Here is a 19,536-nt window from a genome sequence, read left to right as displayed (position 1 = left end):
GGTCAGTACGTGACGACCGCCCACGCGGCGGCTGCCGCGACCGCCACCACGTAACAGCCAACCGCCGTGGCCACGATCCGCCGGCGTGCCGACTCGCTCCAGGACGTGCGGGACAGCAGCCAGGCCAGCGCGGGCAGTACCAGGACGGCGTGCAGACTCACCCCGTGCAGGGGCTTGAGGGAGGCCGTCGAGTGGTACGCCGCCTCCTGCTGGCCGGCCCGGGTGAGGACGACGCCGCGCGCGATCATCGCCGCACCCGAGGCCAGCGCGACCAGGAGGATCGCGAAACCGGAGCGGACGGCGAGCGCCATCCCGGCCGGGCCCGTCGGCCGGTGCCGGAAGGACGCCACGGCGAACACGGTGAGCAGGACCACCAGGACGCCACCGCCGACCGCCAGCGTCATGGAGACCGCCGTGTCGAAGGGCGTCTCCATGTCCAGGTGCGAGGGCACACCTCGCCACGCCTGGAGGGTGATGCCCGCGACCTCCACGACACAGTCGGCGGCGAACACCCCGAGCAGCGCGGCGCGCAGCCGCGCTCGGACGCGCAGACAGGACGTGACCTGGACGACGGCGAGGAGCGTCACCCCGAAGGAGAGCCCGAAGGTCACCGGCTTGCGCCAGGAGACGGGCCCGTTCCACGGACCGCCGTCGACGGCGAACACCACGAGGTGGACGAGGCCGGAGAGGATCAGCAGGAGAGCGGTCGCCGCGCAGAGACGGTGGGCGAGCCGGCCCGGAGGTCCGGCATGGGCGGCGGCATCGGCGTCTTTCCTCTCGTCCGGTTTCTGGTCGTCCATGCACCGATCCTCTCGGCGGCCCCGCCCGCCGTCGTCGTCCGGCAGGAGACACCCGTGGTACGTCCCGGGAAGCAGCGGGGTGCGCGGGGTCTGGTGCGGGCCGCGTGGTGCGCTTGACACCAAAATCGAACATCTATTCTTATGGAGGCTCCGGCGGAGCTTGCGACGGAGGTTACGTCCCGGTTTGGGTGGGGAAGTGCCCGAGTTATCCACAGGCCGGACCGGCGTCGGGGCGCATTGTCAGTGGCAGGCGTTAGCGTCTTTGACGTGAAGCGATCGACTCAAGCAAATCGGGTGGAACCCATGGCAGGAACCGACCGCGAGAAGGCCCTGGATGCCGCACTCGCACAGATTGAACGGCAATTCGGCAAGGGCGCGGTCATGCGCATGGGCGAGCGCTCGAGGGAGCCCATCGAGGTCATCCCGACCGGGTCGACCGCGCTCGACGTGGCCCTCGGCGTCGGCGGTCTGCCGCGCGGCCGTGTCGTGGAGATCTACGGACCGGAATCCTCCGGTAAGACCACGCTGACCCTGCACGCCGTGGCCAACGCCCAGAAGGCGGGCGGCCAGGTCGCCTTCGTGGACGCGGAGCACGCCCTCGACCCCGAGTACGCGCGCAAGCTCGGCGTCGACATCGACAACCTCATCCTCTCCCAGCCCGACAACGGCGAGCAGGCCCTGGAGATCGTGGACATGCTGGTCCGCTCCGGTGCCCTCGACCTGATCGTCATCGACTCCGTCGCCGCGCTCGTCCCGCGTGCGGAGATCGAAGGCGAGATGGGCGACAGCCACGTCGGTCTGCAGGCCCGTCTGATGAGCCAGGCCCTGCGGAAGATCACCAGCGCGCTCAACCAGTCCAAGACCACCGCGATCTTCATCAACCAGCTCCGCGAGAAGATCGGCGTGATGTTCGGCTCCCCGGAGACCACGACCGGTGGCCGCGCGCTGAAGTTCTACGCCTCGGTGCGTATCGACATCCGCCGCATCGAGACCCTGAAGGACGGCACGGAGGCGGTCGGCAACCGCACCCGCTGCAAGGTCGTCAAGAACAAGGTCGCGCCGCCCTTCAAGCAGGCCGAGTTCGACATCCTCTACGGCCAGGGCATCAGCCGCGAGGGCGGCCTGATCGACATGGGCGTGGAGCACGGCTTCGTCCGCAAGGCCGGCGCCTGGTACACGTACGAGGGCGACCAGCTCGGCCAGGGCAAGGAGAACGCCCGTAACTTCCTGAAGGACAACCCCGACCTCGCCAACGAGATCGAGAAGAAGATCAAGGAGAAGCTGGGCGTCGGCGTGCGCCCGGAGGAGCCCGTCGCGGAGCCGTCTGCGGACGCAGCGGCCGTTGCGGGCACGCCCGTGGACGACGCCAAGACGGTCGCGGCTCCCGCTGCCAGGACCGCCAAGACCAAGGCCGCGACTGCCAAGAGCTGATCCGTGACACGACGAACGGACTGGGCCGGGCACGACGCCCACCACGGCGCCCTCTGGGGGCCGGGGAGCGGGGATCACGGCGGCTCCGCCGGGGGAGGCGACGACCGGGCGGCCGGCGGCTCGTACGACGGTGACGGCGGTGGCGGCGCGGGAGGTGACGGCCCGCACCTAGGCGGCCGGGCCGGGCGTGGCGGAAAGGACGGCCCGCGCGGTGGCGAGGGCGGCCCGCGCGCAGGACGCGGGCGTCGTCGCCGCGGCTTCGGAGAGCCGTCCACCGAGGACGGAGGCGCTTTCTCCTCGTCGAGGGCCGAGCAGGGGGAGCCTCCGGGGGACCCGGCTGAGCGGGCACGGGCGATCTGCCTGCGCCTGCTCACCGGGACCCCGCGCACGCGCAAACAGCTCGCCGACGCCCTGCGCAAGCGGGAGATCCCGGACGACGTCGCCGAGGAGGTGCTCTCGCGGTTCGAGGAGGTCGGGCTGATCAACGACAGCGCCTTCGCGGGCGCGTGGGTGGAGTCCCGGCACCACGGCCGGGGACTGGCCCGGCGCGCGCTCGCGCAGGAGCTGCGGACGAAGGGGGTCGACTCCGCGCTGATCGAGGAGGCCGTCGCCCAACTGGACTCCGAGCGCGAGGAGGAGACCGCGCGCGAGCTCGTCGCCCGCAAGCTGCGCTCGACCCGTGGTCTCGACCGCGACAAACGGCTCCGCCGTCTCGCGGGCATGCTCGCGCGCAAGGGCTACCCCGAGGGCATGGCCCTGCGGGTGGTCCGGCAGGCGCTCGAGGAGGAGGGCGAGGACACGGAGTTCCTTACGGGGGACGGGTTCTGAGCCCTGGGTCCTCCGCGGACCCGGGGTGCCGGGTCCGGTGAGGACGAGGGGCGCCCGCTGGGTTCTCGACACGGTGGATACGCGGGGGCCCGTCGTGTCCCGGGCAGGGCCCGGTCGATGAGGAGCGCCGGCTTCCCGTTCCCGGGGTGGGGACAACCCCCGGCTGAGGACGCCGGGTCACCGCAGTGCACTGGTGTCGGTGCACAGGCGACCGTGTACGCATGCCCCGCACACCCCAGGAACCCGGTGCCCCGGGCCACCGCAGACGGCCCCCGCCCCCGCGACGCCCGCCGAACCGGGCGGTCTCGCCGGGCTCAAGGTGCTCGCCCGGCCCCGCCGTCAGGGGATGCCTCGAGGGGACCGGGCCGTGGAGCAGTCCGCTCCCGGCCACCCCACCTCCGCGTATAACAGAAGAGAGACCCGGCCGTCATGATGCTGCGCTACGCCCTGAAGACCGTCCGCGCCCGCAAGGCGGGATTCCTCGGTGCCTTCCTCGCCCTGATGTGCGCGGCCGCCCTGATCACCGCGTGCGGCACCCTGCTCGAGACCGGGCTGCGCGGCACCATCCGCACCGAACGCTACGCGGCTGCCCCGGTCGTGGTCTCCGCCGACCAGAACGTGCACCGGACAACCGTCAAGCACAAGAAGGGCAAGACCAAAGTCAAACACAAGGCCAAACCCCTCGCCGAGCGCGCCTGGCTCCCGGCCCGTCTCGGAAACACGATCGCCGGCCTACCGGGCGCCGCCCGTGTCATCCCCGAACTCACCTTCCTCGCCGAGCCGTTGATCCCCGACGGCACCCGGGGCCCCGGCGGCAGGCCCGCCTACGGGCACGCCTGGGACTCCGCCGCGCTGACGCCGTACCGACTCACCGCGGGCACCGCCCCCGAGGACGCCACCGACATCGTCGTCGACCGCGACCTCGCCGAGCGCGCCCATCTCGTGCCCGGCGACCGTCTCACCGTCCAGTCGACACAGGCCCCGCGTACTTACCGTGTCTCCGGTGTCGCCGCTCCCGTCACGGCCGTACGCCATCAGATCTCCCTCTTCTTCGACGCCGCCGAGGCCCGCCGGCTGGCCGCGCACCCCGGCCAGGTCACCGCGTTCGGTGTGCTTCCCAAGGCGGGCACCGACCCGGAGCAGCTGAGGCAGGCCGTGGCCACGGCACTGCACGGCACCGGAGCCCAGGTCAGCACCGGGGACGCCCGCGGCCCGGTCGAGTTCCTGGACGCCGCCGCGGCTCGAACCAAGCTCGTCAGCATGGGGGGTGCGATGGGCGGCACCTCACTGCTGGTCGCGGTCCTCGTGGTCGTCGGGACCTTCGCGCTCTCCGTCCAGCAGCGTCACCGCGAACTCGCCCTGCTGCGCGCCGTCGCCGCCACCTCCGGACAGATCCGCAGGCTCCTCGGGCGGGAGGCCCTGATCGTCGGAGCGGCCGCCGGCGCGGCCGGGGCCTGCCTGGGGATCCCGCTGGGCGACTGGCTGCACGGCAGGTTCGTCGCCCTGGGCGCCGTGCCCGCCACGCTCCAGCACACCGTCGGCGTCTTCCCGCCGTTCGCCGCCGTCGCCGCGACCCTGGTCGGCGCCTGGGCCGCCGCACGGATCGCCTCCCGCCGCGTCGCCCGGATCCACCCGGCCGAGGCGCTCGCCGAGGCCCGGACCGAACGCGCCCGACCCGCCTGGGGTCGTCTCCTCACCGGAATGCTGCTGCTCGCCGGGGGTGCCGTGCTCGTCGCCGTGCTCAGCGTGCTGCGGACCGAGCCCGCGTCAACGCCTGTGACCTTCCTCGCCGTAGTGGTCCTGTCCACCTCGGTCGCCCTGCTGGGGCCCCTTCTGGTCCGGGCGGCCGCTCTGCTCCTCGCCGGCCCGCTGCGGCTGACCGGCCACGGCGGCAGGCTCGCCACCGCCAACCTTCGGGGCAACGCCGTCCGGATGGCCTCTGTCGTCACCCCTCTCACCCTGCTCATCGGTATGACCTGCACGGTGCTGTTCGTGCAGCCCACCCTCGGCGACGCGGCCCGCGCCCAGGCCCGTGAGGGCGTCCGCGCCGACTGGGTCGTCGCCTCCCAGGGGCCGGGCGTCCCGGCGCAGGCGGCACGACAACTCCGTACCGGACCCGACGTCGTCACCGAAGTCGTCCGCACCACCGTCCGGGTCGGCCTCGACAAGTACCCGGCACAGGGCGTCACCCCGGCCGGCCTCGCCCGCACCTGGGATCCGGACGTCACCGCGGGCTCCCTCGGCAGGCTCACCGAGAACACCGTCGCCGTCAGCGAACTGGCCGCGGAGCAGCTCCACCTGACGCCCGGCAGCACACTGGAACTCACGCTCGGCGACGGCACGCCCGCCGCATTCACCGTCGCCGCCGTCTACGCCAGGGGCCTCGGCTTCGGAGACCTCACCTTCGCGCACGATCTCCTGGCCCGCCACGTCGACAACCCGCTCTCCTCCTCCCTCCTCGTCAGCACGGACCGTACACAGACACAACTCGCGACTACCCTCCGTGAGTTCCCGGGACTCGCGGTGATCTCCCCGGCCGCCGCCGACTCGCTGCAGGCCGAGCGGCAGCAGACGAACGCGGAGGTCAACCTGCTCGCGATGGGACTCGTCCTCGCCTTCACGGCCATCGCCGTGGTCAACACGCTCGCCATGTCGGTCTCCGAACGCATCCGGGAGTTCGCGCTGCTGCGCCTCGCGGGGGCGACCCGACGCCAGGTGCTGCGCATGCTGCGCACCGAGGCCCTGTCGGTGCTCCTCCTCGCCACCACCCTCGGCAGTGCCGTGGCGCTGGCGGTCCTCACCGCGTTCAGCGTCGGCATGACGGGCCGCGCCGCACCGGCGGTCAGCCCGCTGGTGTACGCCGTCGTGGTCGCCGGAGCCGGACTCCTCGCCCTGGTCGCCACTGCCCTGCCCGGCCGGGTGGCCCTGCGGGTCCGCGCGGTGACGGTGGCCACCGCCAAGGAGTGAAGACGAGCGCGGCGACTACGACGTCACCGGCAGCCCGGCCGCCTTCCAGGCCTGGAACCCGCCGACCAGATCGGTTGCCCGGTGCAGGCCCAACCGGTGCAGGGAGGCGGCCGCCAGGCTCGACGCGTAGCCCTCGTTGCAGATCACGACGGCCCTGAGGTCGTGGCTCGTGGCCTCGGGGACGCGATGGCTGCCCTGGGGGTCGAGCCGCCACTCCAGTTCGTTGCGCTCGATGACCAGGGCACCCGGGATCAGACCGTCCCGCTCGCGCAGGGCCGCGTACCGGATGTCCACGAGCAGCGCCTCACCCGCGCGGGCGGCCTCGTACGCCTCGTGTGCCTCCACGCGCGCGTACCCCGCACGCACCCGGTCGAGCAACTCGTCTATGCCCAGGGGCGGCTCACCGCTCACTGCCAGTCCTCCGGGCGCTCGACGTGCTCCAGGCGCAGGATCTGTCCGGTGCGGCTGAAGCGGCGGATGAGTGGCAGCGGCGGGTAGTAGGCGTGGACCGAGATCGCGTGGTCCTCGGTGGACTCGTTGAGGACCTCATGGACGTGGTGGCGCCCGAAGGCGCGGCCGCGGCCGGCCGGCAGCGTGCGCTCCCGGTCGACGTCGTCCGCAAGTTCCAGGGTCTTCCAGCCGTCGGCGGGCAGCCGCGTGGCGAGCGAGTGCTCCTTCAGCAGGCCCCGCGCGGTGAGGAAGGCGCCCACCGAGTCGGCGTGGTCGTGCCAGCCGGTGCCGGTGCGGGGCGGCCAGCCGATCAGCCAGGCCTCGCTGCCGCCCGGCCCTTCCAGGCGCACCCAGGTGCGGCCCTCGGGGTCGAGGGGGAGGGAGGCGATCAGATCGGCGTCGGCGGCCGTACGCCGGGCGAAGTCGAGGAGGTCCGCCTGGGTCGGGGCGGCGACGGCGGTGGACACGGAAGGAGAGACAGACACGGATACCGTCCAGGGAACATTCGCGGGAGCGCGGCGGCACACGAGCGCGAAGCGCATCGGCGGCGCACGCCGGTGAGAAGGGGAGGCGAGTTCAGCAGGACGGTCGACACACGCAGCCCGCATAGCGGACGAGATCCATATGGACCCTCCGCCACAGGCGCACATCGGTGTCGGTCACGATCCGGAGTACACCACGCCGGTGCTGACCGGTCAACTCGCCGTAAACCGCCCGGACGGCACGGTGACGGTCCGTACGATGGTGTGCTTGTCGTGCGACGAGGTCACTTCGCCGCCGAGCCGGCGGTGGCCTCCTCCGCTCCCTCGGCCGCCTTCCCGCCCACCGCCGCCTCCGCCGCCGCGTACAGGTCGGCAGGACGCACCCCGTTCAACGCGGTGACCAGGTGCCCGTCGGGCCGGACCAGCAGCACGGTGTGGGCGGCCGCCCCCGGGTAGCTCTCGGCCACCAGCAGTTCGGCCGGGCTCGGCAGGGCCGTCACGGCGGCGGCGAGCCGGGGCATGATCCCGGCGCTCACCCAGTGCCGGCGTTCCCACACGCCCGTCCCCGGCGCGATCAGGACGACGAGCAGCGCGCCCCGGCCGAGCCGGTCCCGCAGCCGTACGAAGGAGCCGTCCTCGGCGGTCACCCGCACGTCCTCCACCGGCGCGCCCGGTGGCGTGTCCACCGGCACCTCCGCCTCCAGATGCCGGGGCGCGAGCGGTGAGTCGGCGTACGTGCCCGGCGTGCCCAACTGGCCGCGCCCCAGGTGACCGTCGGTGAGCAGCACGTCGTGTCCGCGGGCCGCGCCGGGGACGTATGCCCTTATGCCGCCACCGCCGCGCAGCAGCGGCAGCACCTGGTCGGCCGCGCGCAGCCGGGCGGCGACCACCGCGCGCCGTTCGGTCTGGTAGCTGTCGAGCAGCGCCTCGTGCGGTCCGTGGTGCCAGGCCAGGGCCAGTTTCCAGGCGAGGTTGTCGGCGTCCCGCAGCCCCTCGTCCAGGCCCTGGGTGCCGAGCGTGCCGAGCAGGTGCGCGGAGTCCCCGGCGAGCAGGACCCGGCCCACGCGCCAGCGGCGGGCCAGCCGGTGGTGCACCGTGTGCACACCGGTGTCGAGCAGGTCGTACTCCGGCATCGGACCGTCGCTCCAGCCCGCGAGGGTCTCGCGGACGCGGGCCAGCAGCAGCTCGGGTGTGACCAGGTCCTTGCCGGGCGGGAGCAGCCAGTCCAGGCGCCAGACGCCGTCCGGCAGCGGGCGTCCGGTGACTTCCCCGGCGGAGGGACCGGACATCCGCCACGGCGGTGTCCGATGGAGCAACGCCTCGCCGTCGAACGGAAGTTCCACGCGCAGCGCCGCCACGGCGTGTCGCTCGACCGCCGTACGGCCGGGGAAGCGGATGTCGAGGAGTTTGCGGACCGTGGAGCGGGGGCCGTCGCAGCCGATCAGATAGCTGCCGCGCCACCAGGTGCCCTTGGGGCCGCGGGTGTGGGCGGTGACACCGGAAGGTTCCTGCTCGATCGTGTCCAGGCGGCTGTCCACGGCGAGCTTCACGAGCCGCCGGCCGGTGAGGGCGGTGCGCAGGGCGCCGGTCAGCACGTGCTGGGCGATGTGCAGGGGAGCGGGGTCGGCGGCGTCGTCGAACGTGATCTCGCGTGTCACCTGCCTGCGCCGCATCGCCCGGAAGCCGGCCCATCGGATACCGGCCTTGTCCAGGGGCACACCGGTGAGCCGTTCCATGAGGGCGGCGGTGTCCTCGCGCAGCACGACGGTGCGCGCGAGCCGTGGCTCGTCCTTGCCCGGTCCCTCGTCGAGGACGACCGACGGCACCTCCTGACGCGCCAGCGCCAGGGCGAGCGTGAGCCCCACCGGCCCCGCTCCGACGATGATCACCGGGTCCACGGCGTGGCGCTCCCTGCCTTCGACGGTGTCCTCGGGGAGGAGAGTGAACAACAGGTTGGAGCAGGGTGCACGATCACAGAACGTATGCAACCCATTGTCGTTGTTTGCGTCAAGCGACGAAAGGCAGTGGCGCGCGCCACTGCCTTTCGTCGGGTCACATCCCTTGAGTATGCGTCACATTCCGCCGCCGCCGGCACCGGCGCCGTAGGAGCCGCCGACCTCGGCCGCGTTGAGTTCGTCCACGTCCTCGACGCCGAGCACCGCGCCCGTACTGCGCTTGCTGCGCCGCAGACGGCGCTCCAGCCAGCTCGCGAAGCTGGTCAGGAGGAAGTTCAGCACGACGAACATGGCCGCGACCACGATGAAGCTCGGGATCGGGTTGGCGTAGAACGCCGCGAGCGTGCCCCGCGAGTTGAGCAGCTCGGTGAATCCGATCATCACACCGCCGAGTGCGGTGTCCTTCACGATGACCACCAGCTGGCTGACGATCGCGGGGAGCATGGCGGTGACCGCCTGCGGGAGCAGGATGCTGCTCATCGTCTGCCCCTTGCGCAGACCGATGGCGTACGCCGCCTCCGTCTGCCCCTTGGGGAGGGCCAGGATGCCTGCCCGGACGATCTCGGCGAGGACGGCCGAGTTGTAGAGCACGAGGCCGGTGATGACCGCGTAGAGGGGCCGGTCCTCGCTGGTGACGTCCGTGGAGCGGGCGTAGAACTCGTTGGCGAACAGCATCAGCAGCAGGACCGGGATGGCCCGGAAGAACTCCACCACAGCGCCGGACACGCCTCGTACCCACCGGTGCTCGGACAGCCGGGCGATGCCGAAGACCGCGCCGAGCGGAAGGGCGATCACCATGGAGAGCGACGCGGCCTTCAGGGTGTCGGCGAGACCGGGGAGCAGGTAGGTCGTCCAGGCCTGCGACTCGGTGAACGGCTTCCACTGGGCGGACGTGAGGAGGTCCTTCGCGTCCATCTTCTGCCACACCCACCACAGGAGCAGGACGAGCAGGACGCAGAAGAGCACCGAGAGGAGGACGTTGCGCAGCCTGGCGCGGGGGCCGGGTGTGTCGTAGAGGACCGAGCTCATCGCTTCACCGCCAGTCGCTTGCCCAGCCAGCCCAGGATGAGGCCGGTCGGCAGGGTCAGTACCACGAACCCGAAGGCGAAGACCGCGCCGATGGCCAGCGTCTGCGCTTCGTTCTCGATCATCGTCTTCATCAGGTAGGCGGCCTCGGCGACGCCGATGGCGGCCGCCACCGTGGTGTTCTTGGTGAGCGCGATCAGGACGTTGGCCAGCGGGCCGATGACCGCGCGGAAGGCCTGCGGCAACACGATGAGCCGCAGGGTCTGGCCGAAGTTCAGCCCGATGGCCCGGGCCGCCTCCGCCTGTCCGAGCGGCACCGTGTTGATGCCGGAGCGCAGCGCCTCACAGACGAAGGCGGCGGTGTAGGCGACCAGACCGAGCACGGCCAGCCGGAAGCCCTGGATCTTGAAGTCCTCGGAGCCCATGGTGACACCGAAGACGTCGGCCAGGCCGAGCGAGCAGAAGAGGATGATGACCGTCAGGGGGATGTTCCGGACGATGTTGACGTAGGCGGTGCCGAAGCCGCGCATCAGCGGAACCGGGCTGACCCGCATCGCGGCCAGCAGGGTGCCCCAGACCAGGGAGCCCACGGCGGAGAGGGCGGTGAGCTTCACCGTCATCCAGAACGCCTCGAGGACGTCGTAACCTTCAAGAAAGTCGAACACGATCTCCCGCGCTTCCGGGTGGGTGGCGTATGGAGGAGGACGGGGCGCGCCGCCGCCGTGATCGCGACGACGGCGGCGTGCCGCAGGAAACCCCGCTGGGCTGTGCTGTGCCTACGAGGCGTTCGGGACGATGACGCCGATCTTGGGGGCGGGCTCGCTCTTGTAGTCCGCCGGGCCGAAGTTGGCGTCGACCGCCTTCTGCCAGGAGCCGTCGCTGACCATCTGCTCCAGCGCCTTGTTGATCTTGTCCAGGGTCGCGGTGTCGCCCTTCTTGACGCCGATGCCGTAGTTCTCGTTGCTGAGCTTGAGGCCCGCGAGCTTGAACTTGCCCTTGTACTGGTCCTGCGCGGCGAAGCCGGCGAGGATCGAGTCGTCGGTGGTCACGGCGTCCACGGCGCCGCTCTGGAGGCCGGCGATGCACTCCGAGTAGGTGCTGTACTCCTTCAGGTTCGCCTTCGGGGCGATCGACTTCTGGACGTTCTGCGCGGAGGTCGAACCGGTCACGGAACACAGCTTCTTGCCGTTGAGGTCCGTGCCCTTGGAGATGTCCGAGTCCGACTTGATCAGCAGGTCCTGGTGGGCGAGCAGGTACGGGCCGGCGAAGTCGACCTTCTGCTTGCGCTCGTCGGTGATCGAGTAGGTGGCCGCGATGAACTTCACGTCACCGCGGGCGAGGGCGTTCTCGCGGTCGGCGCTCTTGGTCTCGACGAACTCGATCTTGTCCGGCTCGTAGCCGAGCTGCTTGGCGACGTAGGTGGCGACGTCCACGTCGAAGCCGGCGAAGGATCCGTCGGGCTTCTTCAGGCCGAGGCCGGGCTGGTCGTACTTGATGCCGATCTTGATCTTGCCGCCGCCGCTGCCACCGCTGGAGCTGCTGCTGCCCTCGTCCTTGTTGTCGCCGCCGCAGGCGGTGGCGGACAGGGCGAGCGCGAGCACGACGGCCGAGGCGGCGGTGACCTTGCGAAGCTTCATGTCGACTTCCTTACGAGAGATGAAGGACTGAGGGCGGTGCGGTTCCCGTCGGTGACGCGGGCGGTGCCGCATCAGCGGTGTGGTCAGTGGTGAAGGATCTTCGACAGGAAGTCCTTGGCACGGTCACTGCGCGGATTGCTGAAGAACTGGTCGGGCGCAGCCTCTTCGACGATGCGCCCGTCCGCCATGAACACCACGCGGTTTGCAGCCGATCGTGCGAAGCCCATCTCATGGGTGACGACGATCATCGTCATGCCGTCCCGGGCGAGCTGCTGCATGACCTCGAGGACCTCGTTGATCATCTCGGGGTCGAGGGCCGAGGTCGGCTCGTCGAAGAGCATCACCTTCGGGTTCATCGCCAGTGCCCGGGCGATGGCGACACGCTGCTGCTGGCCGCCCGAGAGCTGGGCGGGGTACTTGTCGGCCTGAGTGCCCACACCGACCCGGTCGAGGAGGGCCCGTGCCTTCTCCTCGGCCTGCTTCTTGTCGGTCCTGCGGACCTTGATCTGGCCGAGCATCACGTTCTCGAGCACTGTCTTGTGCGCGAACAGGTTGAACGACTGGAAGACCATGCCGACGTCGGCACGCAGCCGGGCCAGCGCCTTGCCCTCCTGGGGCAGCGGCTTCCCGTCGATCGTGATGGTGCCCGCGTCGATCGTCTCCAAACGGTTGATGGTGCGGCACAGGGTCGACTTTCCGGACCCGGAGGGCCCGATGACCACGACCACCTCACCGCGGGCGATCGTCAGATCGATGTCCTGGAGCACGTGCAACGCGCCGAAGTGCTTGTTGACACTCTTCAGGACGACGAGTTCGCCGTGCGGGGCCGCGTCTTCCTTGGCCACCGATACTTCGGTCATCGCTCTCAGGCTCCGTCCTCCTCGGTTTCGGAGGACAGTAGTGACCGGCCGCGACCAGCGTCATTACATCTGAGGGGAATCTGAGCATCACGATCCGATAGCAATCGGACACGAGTCGTAGCACTTGCGACCTGCGTGCGTATCGGCCGGGTAACGGAAGCCGCACGCAACCGGAACCCGCTTGACTGCGTCCTCGTCCATCGGCGTGACTGCGATGATGCACACGCGCGTGCGCCCGCTTTCTTGTACATGAACAGACCAACACGGCCGATGAATCGGAGGGGGCCGGGATGAGACTGCTCCTCGTCGAGGACGACAACCATGTCGCTGCCGCACTGTCCGCGGTCCTCAAGCGGCACGGTTTCGACGTCACACACGCCCGCAACGGCGAGGAGGCGCTCCAGGCGCTGGTCCCCGAGGGCCCCGGCTTCGGGGTCGTGCTGCTCGACCTGGGCCTGCCCGACCAGGACGGCTACGAGGTCTGCGGGAAGATCCGCAAGCGCACCGCCACCCCGGTGATCATGGTGACGGCCCGCTCCGACGTACGCTCCCGCATCCACGGCCTCAACCTGGGCGCCGACGACTACGTGGTGAAGCCGTACGACACCGGAGAGCTGCTCGCCCGTATCCACGCCGTCAGCCGGCGCACCGTCCACGAGGACGCGGCGGCGGGCGGGGAGGAGGCGCTGCGCCTGGGCCCCGTGCAGATCGAGCTGCCCACGCGACGCGTCACGGTCGACGGTTCGGTTGTCCAACTGACCCGCAAGGAGTTCGATCTGCTGGCACTGCTCGCACAGCGCCCCGGTGTCGTCTTCCGCCGGGAGCAGATCATCAGCGAGGTCTGGCGCACCAGTTGGGAGGGGACAGGGCGCACCCTGGAGGTGCATGTGGCCTCCCTGCGCGCCAAGCTGCGCATGCCCGCCCTGATCGAGACCGTGCGCGGCGTCGGGTACCGGCTCGTCGCGCCGACGGCGTAGCGGGGACCGTTGCGCACACGTCTTCTGCCGCTGCTCATCGTGCTGATGGCGGCTGTGCTGCTCGCCCTGGGGATGCCGCTGGCCGTCAGCGTGGCCGGGGCACAACAGCAGAAGGTGGTCGTCGACCGGATCGACGACACCGCGCGGTTCGCGGCACTCGCCCAGTTCGTCACCGCGCCGGCGAGCACGGACGGCTCCATCTCCGCGTCCGTGGCCGAACGGCGGGCGACCCTACGCCGTGAGATCAAGAGCTACTACGACGTCTACGGCATTCGTGCCGGTGTCTTCTACCCCACCGATGCCCCCCTGGCGGCGGCCCCCGAGGACTTCTTCCTCCCCCGAACGGGCGAGGTGCGGGAGGCGTTCGCGGAGGCGCTGCTCAGCCGTCGCAGCCACGATCCGCGGCAGGTGTGGCCCTGGCAGAGCCGTCACCTCGTCGTGGCCTCACCGGTCATCCGGGACGGTGACGTGGTCGCGGTCGTCGTCACCGACTCACCCACCGGTCCGATGCGATCGCGGATCCTGCACGGCTGGCTGGTGATCGGCGCGGGCGAGGTCGCCGCGATGCTGCTGGCCATCGGCGCCGCGTTGCGGCTGACCGGGTGGGTCCTCAAGCCCGTACGCGTCCTGGACATCACCACGCACGCGATCGCGAGCGGCCGGCTGAAGTCCAGGGTCGCGGTCGCGAGCGGACCGCCGGAACTCAGGCGTCTCGCCCGGTCGTTCAACGAGATGGCGGACAACGTCGAGGACGTGCTGGAGCAGCAGCGCGCCTTCGTCGCCGACGCCTCGCACCAGTTGCGCAACCCGCTCGCGGCCCTGCTGCTGCGCATCGAACTGCTCGCCTACGAGCTCCCGGAGGGCAACGAGGAGATCGCCTCCGTCCAGAGCGAGGGCAAACGCCTGGCCCAGGTCCTGGACGACCTGCTCGACCTGGCCCTGGCCGAGCACACCGAGGCCGACCTGAGGGTCACCGACATCGGCGCGCTGACCGCCGAGCGCGTCGCCGCCTGGGCGCCCACGGCCGAGGCCAAGGGCGTCCGGCTGGTGGGCGACTGCCCGCCCACCACGGCCTGGGCCGACCCGGTCACGCTCTCCAGCGCCCTGGACGCGGTGATCGACAACGCGGTGAAGTTCACGCCGGAGGGTGAGAGTGTCGAGGTGAGGGTCGCGGCCGACGGCAAGACGTCCACCGTGGTCGTCACCGACAACGGTCCCGGCCTCACCGACGAGGAACTCACGCGCGTGGGCGACCGCTTCTGGCGCAGTGGCCGGCACCAGAACATCAAGGGTTCCGGCCTCGGCCTGTCCATCACCCGCACCCTGCTCGCCGCGGGCGGCGGCACCCTGTCGTACGCCCACCACGAGCGCGGCGGGCTGAAGGTGACGGTGGCGGTGCCGAGGTCACGTCCTACGGCTTGACCGAGCTGTAGTAGCGCTTGGCGCCCTGGTGGAGCGGCAGGGGGTCCGTGTAGATGGCGGTGCGCAGGTCGACGAGCTGTGCCGAGTGGACCCGGCCGCCGATGTGGTCGCGACTCTTGATCACCGTCCGGGTGATCCACTCGGTGAGCCGCGGACTCATGTCCGTGCGGGTGAGCAGCAGGTTGGACACCGCGATCGTCGGCACCGTCTCGCCGTTCTGGATGATGGGATACGCCGACTCGGGCATGTTCGCGGCGCGGTAGTAGCCGGTGGAGCTGTCCTGGTCGTGCATCTTGGCGACCAGGTCGGCCCCGATCGGCACGAACCGGAAGGTGAAGGTGTTCGCCAGTTCCGCCAGGCCGGCCGTCGGCACGCCGCCGGACCAGAAGAACGCGTCGATCTTCCCGGACTTCAGCTGCTGCGGGCCGGTGTTGATACCCACCGGGACCGCCTTTATGTCCTTGGCCGGATCCAGGCCCGCCGTCTTGAGGATCCGCTCGGCGATCAGCCGCACACCGGAGCCGGACAGCCCCGTCGCCACCGTCTTCCCCCGCAGGTCGGCTATGGAACGGATGTCCGAGTCACGCGGCACCACCAGCTGGACGTAGTCGTCGTAGAGCCGGGCCACTCCGCGCAGCCGGGCCGCCGACCCCTTGTGCCGGGACTCGTAGGTCTGAACCGCGTCCGCCGCGGCGATGGTGAAGTCGGCCTCGCCCGTCGCCACCCGCTCGACGTTCTCCTGCGATCCGTTGCTGGTGGTCAGCCGTACCTTCAGGCGTGGCATGTCCTTGGTGAGTTCGTCGCGCAGCATCGTGCCGTACTGCTGGTAGACGCCCCGTGTGGTCCCCGTGCTGAAGGTGATCGACCCGCTCGGCGGGTCCTCGCCCAGCGGCAGCAGCCACCACAGCAGCAGCCCGAGGACGACGACACCGGCCGCCGCGCCCTGCAGGGCCCGGCGCCTGCCGATACGGGGGAACACCTTGGACATGCGGCGATCCTGCCAGCCGGCACCCGGTGCTGACCAGGCGGCGCTCACCGGGGAGGGTCGTGAGGGAGGGGCGGGCGGTCTCGGGTGGCGTGTCAGTGGGCGTCGTTACAGTCGGTGCATGAGCTCTTCCTCGCCTGCCGACCTGGTCCGTGAGTTCCACCGTGCCTTCGGGCTCGACGCCCGCAGTACGCCGACGGAGGTCTCGCCCCGCCTCGCCGCACACCGTGGCGAGCTGCTGGCCGAGGAGGCCGCGGAAGTCGCCGAGGTGTCGGTGAGCGGCCCGCTGGACCGGCTGGCGCACGAGTTGGCCGACGTCGTCTACGTCGCGTACGGCACGGCGCTGGTGCATGGGATCGACCTCGACGCGGTGATCGCCGAGATCCACCGGTCCAACATGACCAAGCTGGGCCCCGACGGCCAGGTCGCCCGCCGCGCCGACGGCAAGGTGCTCAAGGGCGACCACTACGAGGCGCCGGACGTGTCGGCGGTGCTGCGCCGCCAGGGGTGGATACCCGGACGCGGCGGCGCGGCCTGACGCTCTGTCGGCCGCCGGGGAAGCCGACCGGGGCCCGGCCCCGGGTGAGGCCAAGGACACGGCCGGCGAGGGCCGCCGCACCCCGGGCAAGCACCAAGACCGTCGAACGGCACCGCGCCGGCCTCCTGCACACGCCGGGAATGCGCGACCGCCCGGACCTCGCCCGCTGCACCGTCCGCGCCGGTCTCATCGACCCCCGAGTCCTTCCGCCGCCTTCACAGGAGCGCGTCCCAGTCCTCGTCGAAGCCCGCCGCGTTCAGGAACATCAGTTCCTGCGCGGCGGCCGGCTGGTCCCGCTCGCCGTCCGGGCCGGGAATCGGCTGCTCGGTCCAGATGCACTTGCCGGCCGGGGTGTAGCGCGCCCCCCAGCGCCCCGAGAGCGCCGTGATCAGCTGCAGGCCCCGGCCGCCCTCGTCGGTCTCCGTGGCACGGCGGATGCGGGGCATGGTCTGGCTGCCGTCGTAGACCTCGCAGATCAGCTCGGCGCTGTACAGCAGACGCAGCCGGACCGGGCCCCTGGCATGGCGGACGACATTGCCCACGAGCTCGCTGACCAGGAGTTCCGTAGTGGGGGCCAGGTAGCCGAGGCCCCAGAGGGCGAGTTGCTCGCGGATGTGCCGGCGGGCCTGGCCGGCCGCTCTGGGGTCCTCGGGCAGCGCCCAGGAGGCCATCCGGTCGGCGGGCAGGGAGTGCAGACGGGCGACGAGGAACGCCGCGTCGTCGGCCGCCTGCTGATCGGTGGGCAGCAGGCCGGTCGTCAGCGTGTCGCACAGGCCCTCGAGGTCCGCCGCGGAGCCGTCCTCATGGGCCGTCCGCAGCATCCGGGCCAGCTCCGCCATGCCCTCGTCGATCTCCCGCTTCGCCGACTCGACCAGGCCGTCGGTGTACAGCACGAGCATGCTGCCCTCCGGCACCTCCAGCTCGACCGTCTCGAACGGCGGTTCCGCCGCGCCCAGCGGCGGGTCGGCGTCCGGTTCCGGGAAGTGCACGGTGCCGTCGGGGCGCACCAGCGCGGGCGGCGGATGTCCGGCGCGGACCAGGGAACAGACCCGGGTGGTGGAGTCGTAGAGCGCGTACAGACAGGTGGCGTACGACCCCTCGCCCATGCCGCCGACGATGTCGTTGAGGTGCCCCATGATCTCGCCGGGCGGCAGTTCGAGGTCGGCCAGGGTGTGGACGGCGGTGCGCAGCCGGCCCATGGTGGCCGCCTCCGGCAGGCCGTGGCCCATGACGTCGCCGACGACGAGCGCGACCTGTCCGCCGGAGAGCGGGATGATGTCGTACCAGTCGCCGCCCACGTCGGCGCCACGCCCGGCCGGCAGATAGCGGGCGGCGGCCGTGCACGTGGGCAGGTCGGGCAGGGCCTGGGGGAGCAGACTGCGCTGGAGTTCGCGGGACCGGGTGTACTCGGCGTCGTAGAGGCGGGCCCGTTCCAGGGACTGGGCGACGAGGGCGCTGATCGTGGTCAGCAGGGCCCGCTCCTCGGCGGTGAGCATCCGGCGGCGGTCGAAAGCCACCACACATACCCCGAACGTGTGTCCGGACGCCGTCAGTGGCAGGAACGCCCATGCCTGTTTGCCGGAGCGTTCCGGGAGACGGGCCAGCCGCGGGTAGGCCGCGGCGAGTTCCGGGGGCGAGGACAGGAAGAGGGGGGTGCCGGACGCGATCGCGTCCCAGGCCGGATCGCCGGGCATCCGGCGCCGGCCGTCGATGAGCTCCAGGAAGTCGTCCGGGTAGCCGACGGCTCCGACGGAGTGCAGCCGCTCGTCCTCGATCACCTGGACCAGCACCCCGGCGGCGGCGAACGGCGGCAGCACCCGGCGGGCGACCGCGTCCACCACGTCCTGCGAGGTGGTGGCCTTGGCGAGCTCCGCGGTCAGCTCCGCTATGCGTGCCGACCGTTCGGCCGCGGCGCGCTCGTCCGCCTGCCGCTCCTCCGCGAGCCGCCGTCTCTCGGTGACATCGGTGAAGTAGAGGGTGCGCCCGTCGGGGCCCGGCACCAGCCGCAGGTGGTACCGGCAGCCCGACTCCAACCGCACGTCGAAGCTCGCGGGCTTCTCCTCGGCCGCGGCCTCACGGCACCGGTCCTCCAGGCCCGGGACCTGCCGGGTGGCGGGCAGGTCCCAGAGCAGACGGCCGAACAACTCCTCCTCCGAGAAGCCCAGGAACCGTTCCGCCTCCAGGTTGGCGAAGGTGATCCGCCACCCGTCGTCCACCGCCAGGAAGCCGTCGCTCATGTGCCGCAGGGCCCGGCCGAGCGCGTCCCGCGCGGTCCGGGACTCGTTGCTCTCCCAGCCCACCCCGATCATCCGGAGGGGTTCGCCCTGCTCGTCGTACGTGGCCCTGCCGCGCGCCTGCGTCCAGCCGTACGTGCCGTCCAGACGCCGTACGCGGTACTCGGCCTCGTAGACGGAGTGGTCGAGGATCGCCCGCTGCGCCGCCGCCAGGGTGGGTGCCAGGTCGTCGGGGTGGACGATCCTCATCCAGTTGTCGATCTTGCCGGTGAAGTCGGCCGGCCGAGTGCCGTACAGCTCCAGCGCGGCCTCGTCCCAGATCAGGTCGCCGCTGTGGATGTCCCAGTCCCACGAGCCGACCCGGACCTCCTTGAGGGCCTGCCGCAGCCGCTCCCCGCTCAGCTCCGTGTGCGCGGGCCCGGCCGGGGGCGGTGCCTGGGCCATGCGGTCCTCGGTCCAGGCGACGACGGCCCGCAGGAACTCCCAGTGCTCGGGAGTGGGTTCACCGCGCTCATCGGCCAGCACGGTCAGCGCACCTATGCTGCGCTTCCCGCTGAACACCGGCAGGGCGGCGAGGCCGGTACCGGGCCACGTCGGCTCGGGGTCGGGCGGTCCACCGGACTCCAGGGGCATCCACACACCGCTGCCCTGGTGCAGGGCGCGGGCCGGGGCCAGCGGTCCTTCCTGGTCGACGATCTCCCAGGACCGGGTGAGGGCGGGAGGCAGGCCGACGGACGACACCAGACGCAACGCGGACATCGGGCCGCGCAGGTGCATGGCCGCGCCGAGCGCGCCCAGCTCGCCCACCGTGTGCTGCAGGGCAAGCCGGAAGACCTCACTCTCCGTCGCGCCGGGGGCCACCGTGCCGAGCAGAGCGAGCCGTGCGTTCATGCAGGGAACCTATCGTTCCCGTTCTCGTACGAAACCTGTTTCACACATTCTCA

At 71.2% G+C, this 19,536-nt stretch carries 17 protein-coding genes; 6 read left to right on the top strand and 11 right to left on the bottom strand.

Going from position 1 to position 19,536, the window contains the following annotated elements; genetic code table 11:
* Positions 1–2 precede the first annotated feature (2 nt).
* A complete protein-coding gene (locus tag ACIBVL_RS29955; RefSeq protein ID WP_399101789.1) occupies positions 3–800 on the bottom strand; it encodes a hypothetical protein in 798 nt (265 codons plus the stop codon).
* Positions 801–1,103: 303 nt separating this feature from the next.
* Here ACIBVL_RS29955 and recA point away from each other — a divergent pair, with 303 nt between their 5' ends.
* The 3 genes from recA (at position 1,104) to ACIBVL_RS29940 (ending at position 6,026) form a co-directional block, all read left to right on the top strand.
* Positions 1,104–2,231 (top strand): recombinase RecA, encoded by a 1,128-nt coding sequence (gene recA, locus ACIBVL_RS29950; protein WP_399101787.1) that lies wholly within the window; start codon positions 1,104–1,106, stop codon positions 2,229–2,231.
* 3 nt (positions 2,232–2,234) lie between these two features.
* Complete coding sequence (gene recX, locus ACIBVL_RS29945; protein ID WP_399101786.1) at positions 2,235–3,059, top strand: recombination regulator RecX; 825 nt, start codon at positions 2,235–2,237, stop codon at positions 3,057–3,059.
* Positions 3,060–3,488: 429 nt separating this feature from the next.
* The gene (locus ACIBVL_RS29940; RefSeq protein WP_399101783.1) at positions 3,489–6,026 is read left to right on the top strand and encodes an FtsX-like permease family protein; all 2,538 of its coding nucleotides are present in this window, start codon (positions 3,489–3,491) and stop codon (positions 6,024–6,026) included.
* Positions 6,027–6,041: 15 nt separating this feature from the next.
* Here ACIBVL_RS29940 and ACIBVL_RS29935 read toward each other — a convergent pair whose 3' ends face one another.
* From ACIBVL_RS29935 to ACIBVL_RS29900, 8 genes are all read right to left on the bottom strand, one after another.
* A complete protein-coding gene (locus ACIBVL_RS29935) occupies positions 6,042–6,437 on the bottom strand; it encodes a rhodanese-like domain-containing protein (RefSeq protein WP_399101781.1) in 396 nt (131 codons plus the stop codon).
* Positions 6,434–6,961, bottom strand: a complete 528-nt coding sequence (locus ACIBVL_RS29930) for a cysteine dioxygenase (protein ID WP_399101778.1) — start codon at positions 6,959–6,961, stop codon at positions 6,434–6,436. The genes ACIBVL_RS29935 and ACIBVL_RS29930 overlap by 4 nt, the downstream gene beginning before the upstream one ends.
* A gap of 91 nt (positions 6,962–7,052) precedes the next feature.
* Complete coding sequence (locus ACIBVL_RS29925) at positions 7,053–7,124, bottom strand: putative leader peptide (protein ID WP_309544753.1); 72 nt, start codon at positions 7,122–7,124, stop codon at positions 7,053–7,055.
* Between the two features lie 118 nt (positions 7,125–7,242).
* Entirely contained in the window at positions 7,243–8,856 is a 1,614-nt protein-coding gene (locus ACIBVL_RS29920; RefSeq protein WP_399101844.1) for an FAD-dependent monooxygenase, read from the bottom strand.
* Between the two features lie 174 nt (positions 8,857–9,030).
* Positions 9,031–9,942 carry an amino acid ABC transporter permease gene (locus ACIBVL_RS29915; protein ID WP_399101776.1) on the bottom strand — a complete coding sequence of 304 codons (912 nt, stop codon included), beginning with the start codon at positions 9,940–9,942 and terminating at the stop codon, positions 9,031–9,033.
* Positions 9,939–10,604 (bottom strand): amino acid ABC transporter permease, encoded by a 666-nt coding sequence (locus ACIBVL_RS29910; RefSeq protein ID WP_399101774.1) that lies wholly within the window; start codon positions 10,602–10,604, stop codon positions 9,939–9,941. Before ACIBVL_RS29910 ends, ACIBVL_RS29915 begins: the two co-directional genes overlap by 4 nt.
* A gap of 111 nt (positions 10,605–10,715) precedes the next feature.
* Complete coding sequence (locus ACIBVL_RS29905) at positions 10,716–11,576, bottom strand: glutamate ABC transporter substrate-binding protein (protein WP_399101772.1); 861 nt, start codon at positions 11,574–11,576, stop codon at positions 10,716–10,718.
* Positions 11,577–11,659: 83 nt separating this feature from the next.
* Positions 11,660–12,436 carry an amino acid ABC transporter ATP-binding protein gene (locus tag ACIBVL_RS29900; protein ID WP_399101770.1) on the bottom strand — a complete coding sequence of 259 codons (777 nt, stop codon included), beginning with the start codon at positions 12,434–12,436 and terminating at the stop codon, positions 11,660–11,662.
* 290 nt (positions 12,437–12,726) lie between these two features.
* Between ACIBVL_RS29900 and ACIBVL_RS29895 the strand changes: the two genes are divergently transcribed.
* Both ACIBVL_RS29895 and ACIBVL_RS29890 read left to right on the top strand, forming a co-directional pair.
* The gene (locus ACIBVL_RS29895; RefSeq protein ID WP_399101768.1) at positions 12,727–13,413 is read left to right on the top strand and encodes a response regulator transcription factor; all 687 of its coding nucleotides are present in this window, start codon (positions 12,727–12,729) and stop codon (positions 13,411–13,413) included.
* A 9-nt stretch (positions 13,414–13,422) separates the two neighbouring features.
* Positions 13,423–14,835 (top strand): ATP-binding protein, encoded by a 1,413-nt coding sequence (locus tag ACIBVL_RS29890; RefSeq protein ID WP_399101766.1) that lies wholly within the window; start codon positions 13,423–13,425, stop codon positions 14,833–14,835.
* Here the strand turns inward: ACIBVL_RS29890 and ACIBVL_RS29885 are convergent.
* The gene (locus ACIBVL_RS29885; RefSeq protein ID WP_399101764.1) at positions 14,825–15,823 is read right to left on the bottom strand and encodes a TAXI family TRAP transporter solute-binding subunit; all 999 of its coding nucleotides are present in this window, start codon (positions 15,821–15,823) and stop codon (positions 14,825–14,827) included. The two genes, ACIBVL_RS29890 and ACIBVL_RS29885, sit on opposite strands and share 11 nt — an antisense overlap.
* Before the next feature lie 118 nt (positions 15,824–15,941).
* On the opposite strand from ACIBVL_RS29885, the gene ACIBVL_RS29880 reads away from it, so the two are divergent.
* Positions 15,942–16,358: a MazG nucleotide pyrophosphohydrolase domain-containing protein gene (locus ACIBVL_RS29880; RefSeq protein WP_399101761.1), complete on the top strand. Its 417-nt coding sequence runs from the start codon at positions 15,942–15,944 to the stop codon at positions 16,356–16,358.
* Between the two features lie 215 nt (positions 16,359–16,573).
* On the opposite strand, the gene ACIBVL_RS29875 is transcribed toward ACIBVL_RS29880, so the two are convergent.
* Positions 16,574–19,483 (bottom strand): SpoIIE family protein phosphatase, encoded by a 2,910-nt coding sequence (locus ACIBVL_RS29875; protein ID WP_399101759.1) that lies wholly within the window; start codon positions 19,481–19,483, stop codon positions 16,574–16,576.
* Positions 19,484–19,536 lie beyond the last annotated feature (53 nt).

Source organism: Streptomyces sp. NPDC049687 (assembly GCF_044465285.1).
Taxonomy (GTDB): Bacteria; Actinomycetota; Actinomycetes; order Streptomycetales; family Streptomycetaceae; genus Streptomyces.
The sequence above is the reverse complement of the archived record's forward strand: the minus strand, read 5'-3'. Positions and strand labels throughout refer to the sequence as shown.

Excerpts from the sequence above, each read along its gene's own strand:
- ACIBVL_RS29900 (WP_399101770.1), bottom strand. The coding sequence starts at position 12,436 with ATGACCGAAGTATCGGTGGCCAAGGAAGACGCGGCCCCGCACGGCGAA.
- ACIBVL_RS29885 (WP_399101764.1), bottom strand. The coding sequence starts at position 15,823 with ATGTCCAAGGTGTTCCCCCGTATCGGCAGGCGCCGGGCCCTGCAGGGC.
- ACIBVL_RS29895 (WP_399101768.1), top strand. The coding sequence starts at position 12,727 with ATGAGACTGCTCCTCGTCGAGGACGACAACCATGTCGCTGCCGCACTG.
- ACIBVL_RS29880 (WP_399101761.1), top strand. The coding sequence starts at position 15,942 with ATGAGCTCTTCCTCGCCTGCCGACCTGGTCCGTGAGTTCCACCGTGCC.
- ACIBVL_RS29940 (WP_399101783.1), top strand. The coding sequence starts at position 3,489 with ATGATGCTGCGCTACGCCCTGAAGACCGTCCGCGCCCGCAAGGCGGGA.
- recA (WP_399101787.1), top strand. The coding sequence starts at position 1,104 with ATGGCAGGAACCGACCGCGAGAAGGCCCTGGATGCCGCACTCGCACAG.
- ACIBVL_RS29875 (WP_399101759.1), bottom strand. The coding sequence starts at position 19,483 with ATGAACGCACGGCTCGCTCTGCTCGGCACGGTGGCCCCCGGCGCGACG.
- ACIBVL_RS29905 (WP_399101772.1), bottom strand. The coding sequence starts at position 11,576 with ATGAAGCTTCGCAAGGTCACCGCCGCCTCGGCCGTCGTGCTCGCGCTC.
- ACIBVL_RS29915 (WP_399101776.1), bottom strand. The coding sequence starts at position 9,942 with ATGAGCTCGGTCCTCTACGACACACCCGGCCCCCGCGCCAGGCTGCGC.
- ACIBVL_RS29955 (WP_399101789.1), bottom strand. The coding sequence starts at position 800 with ATGGACGACCAGAAACCGGACGAGAGGAAAGACGCCGATGCCGCCGCC.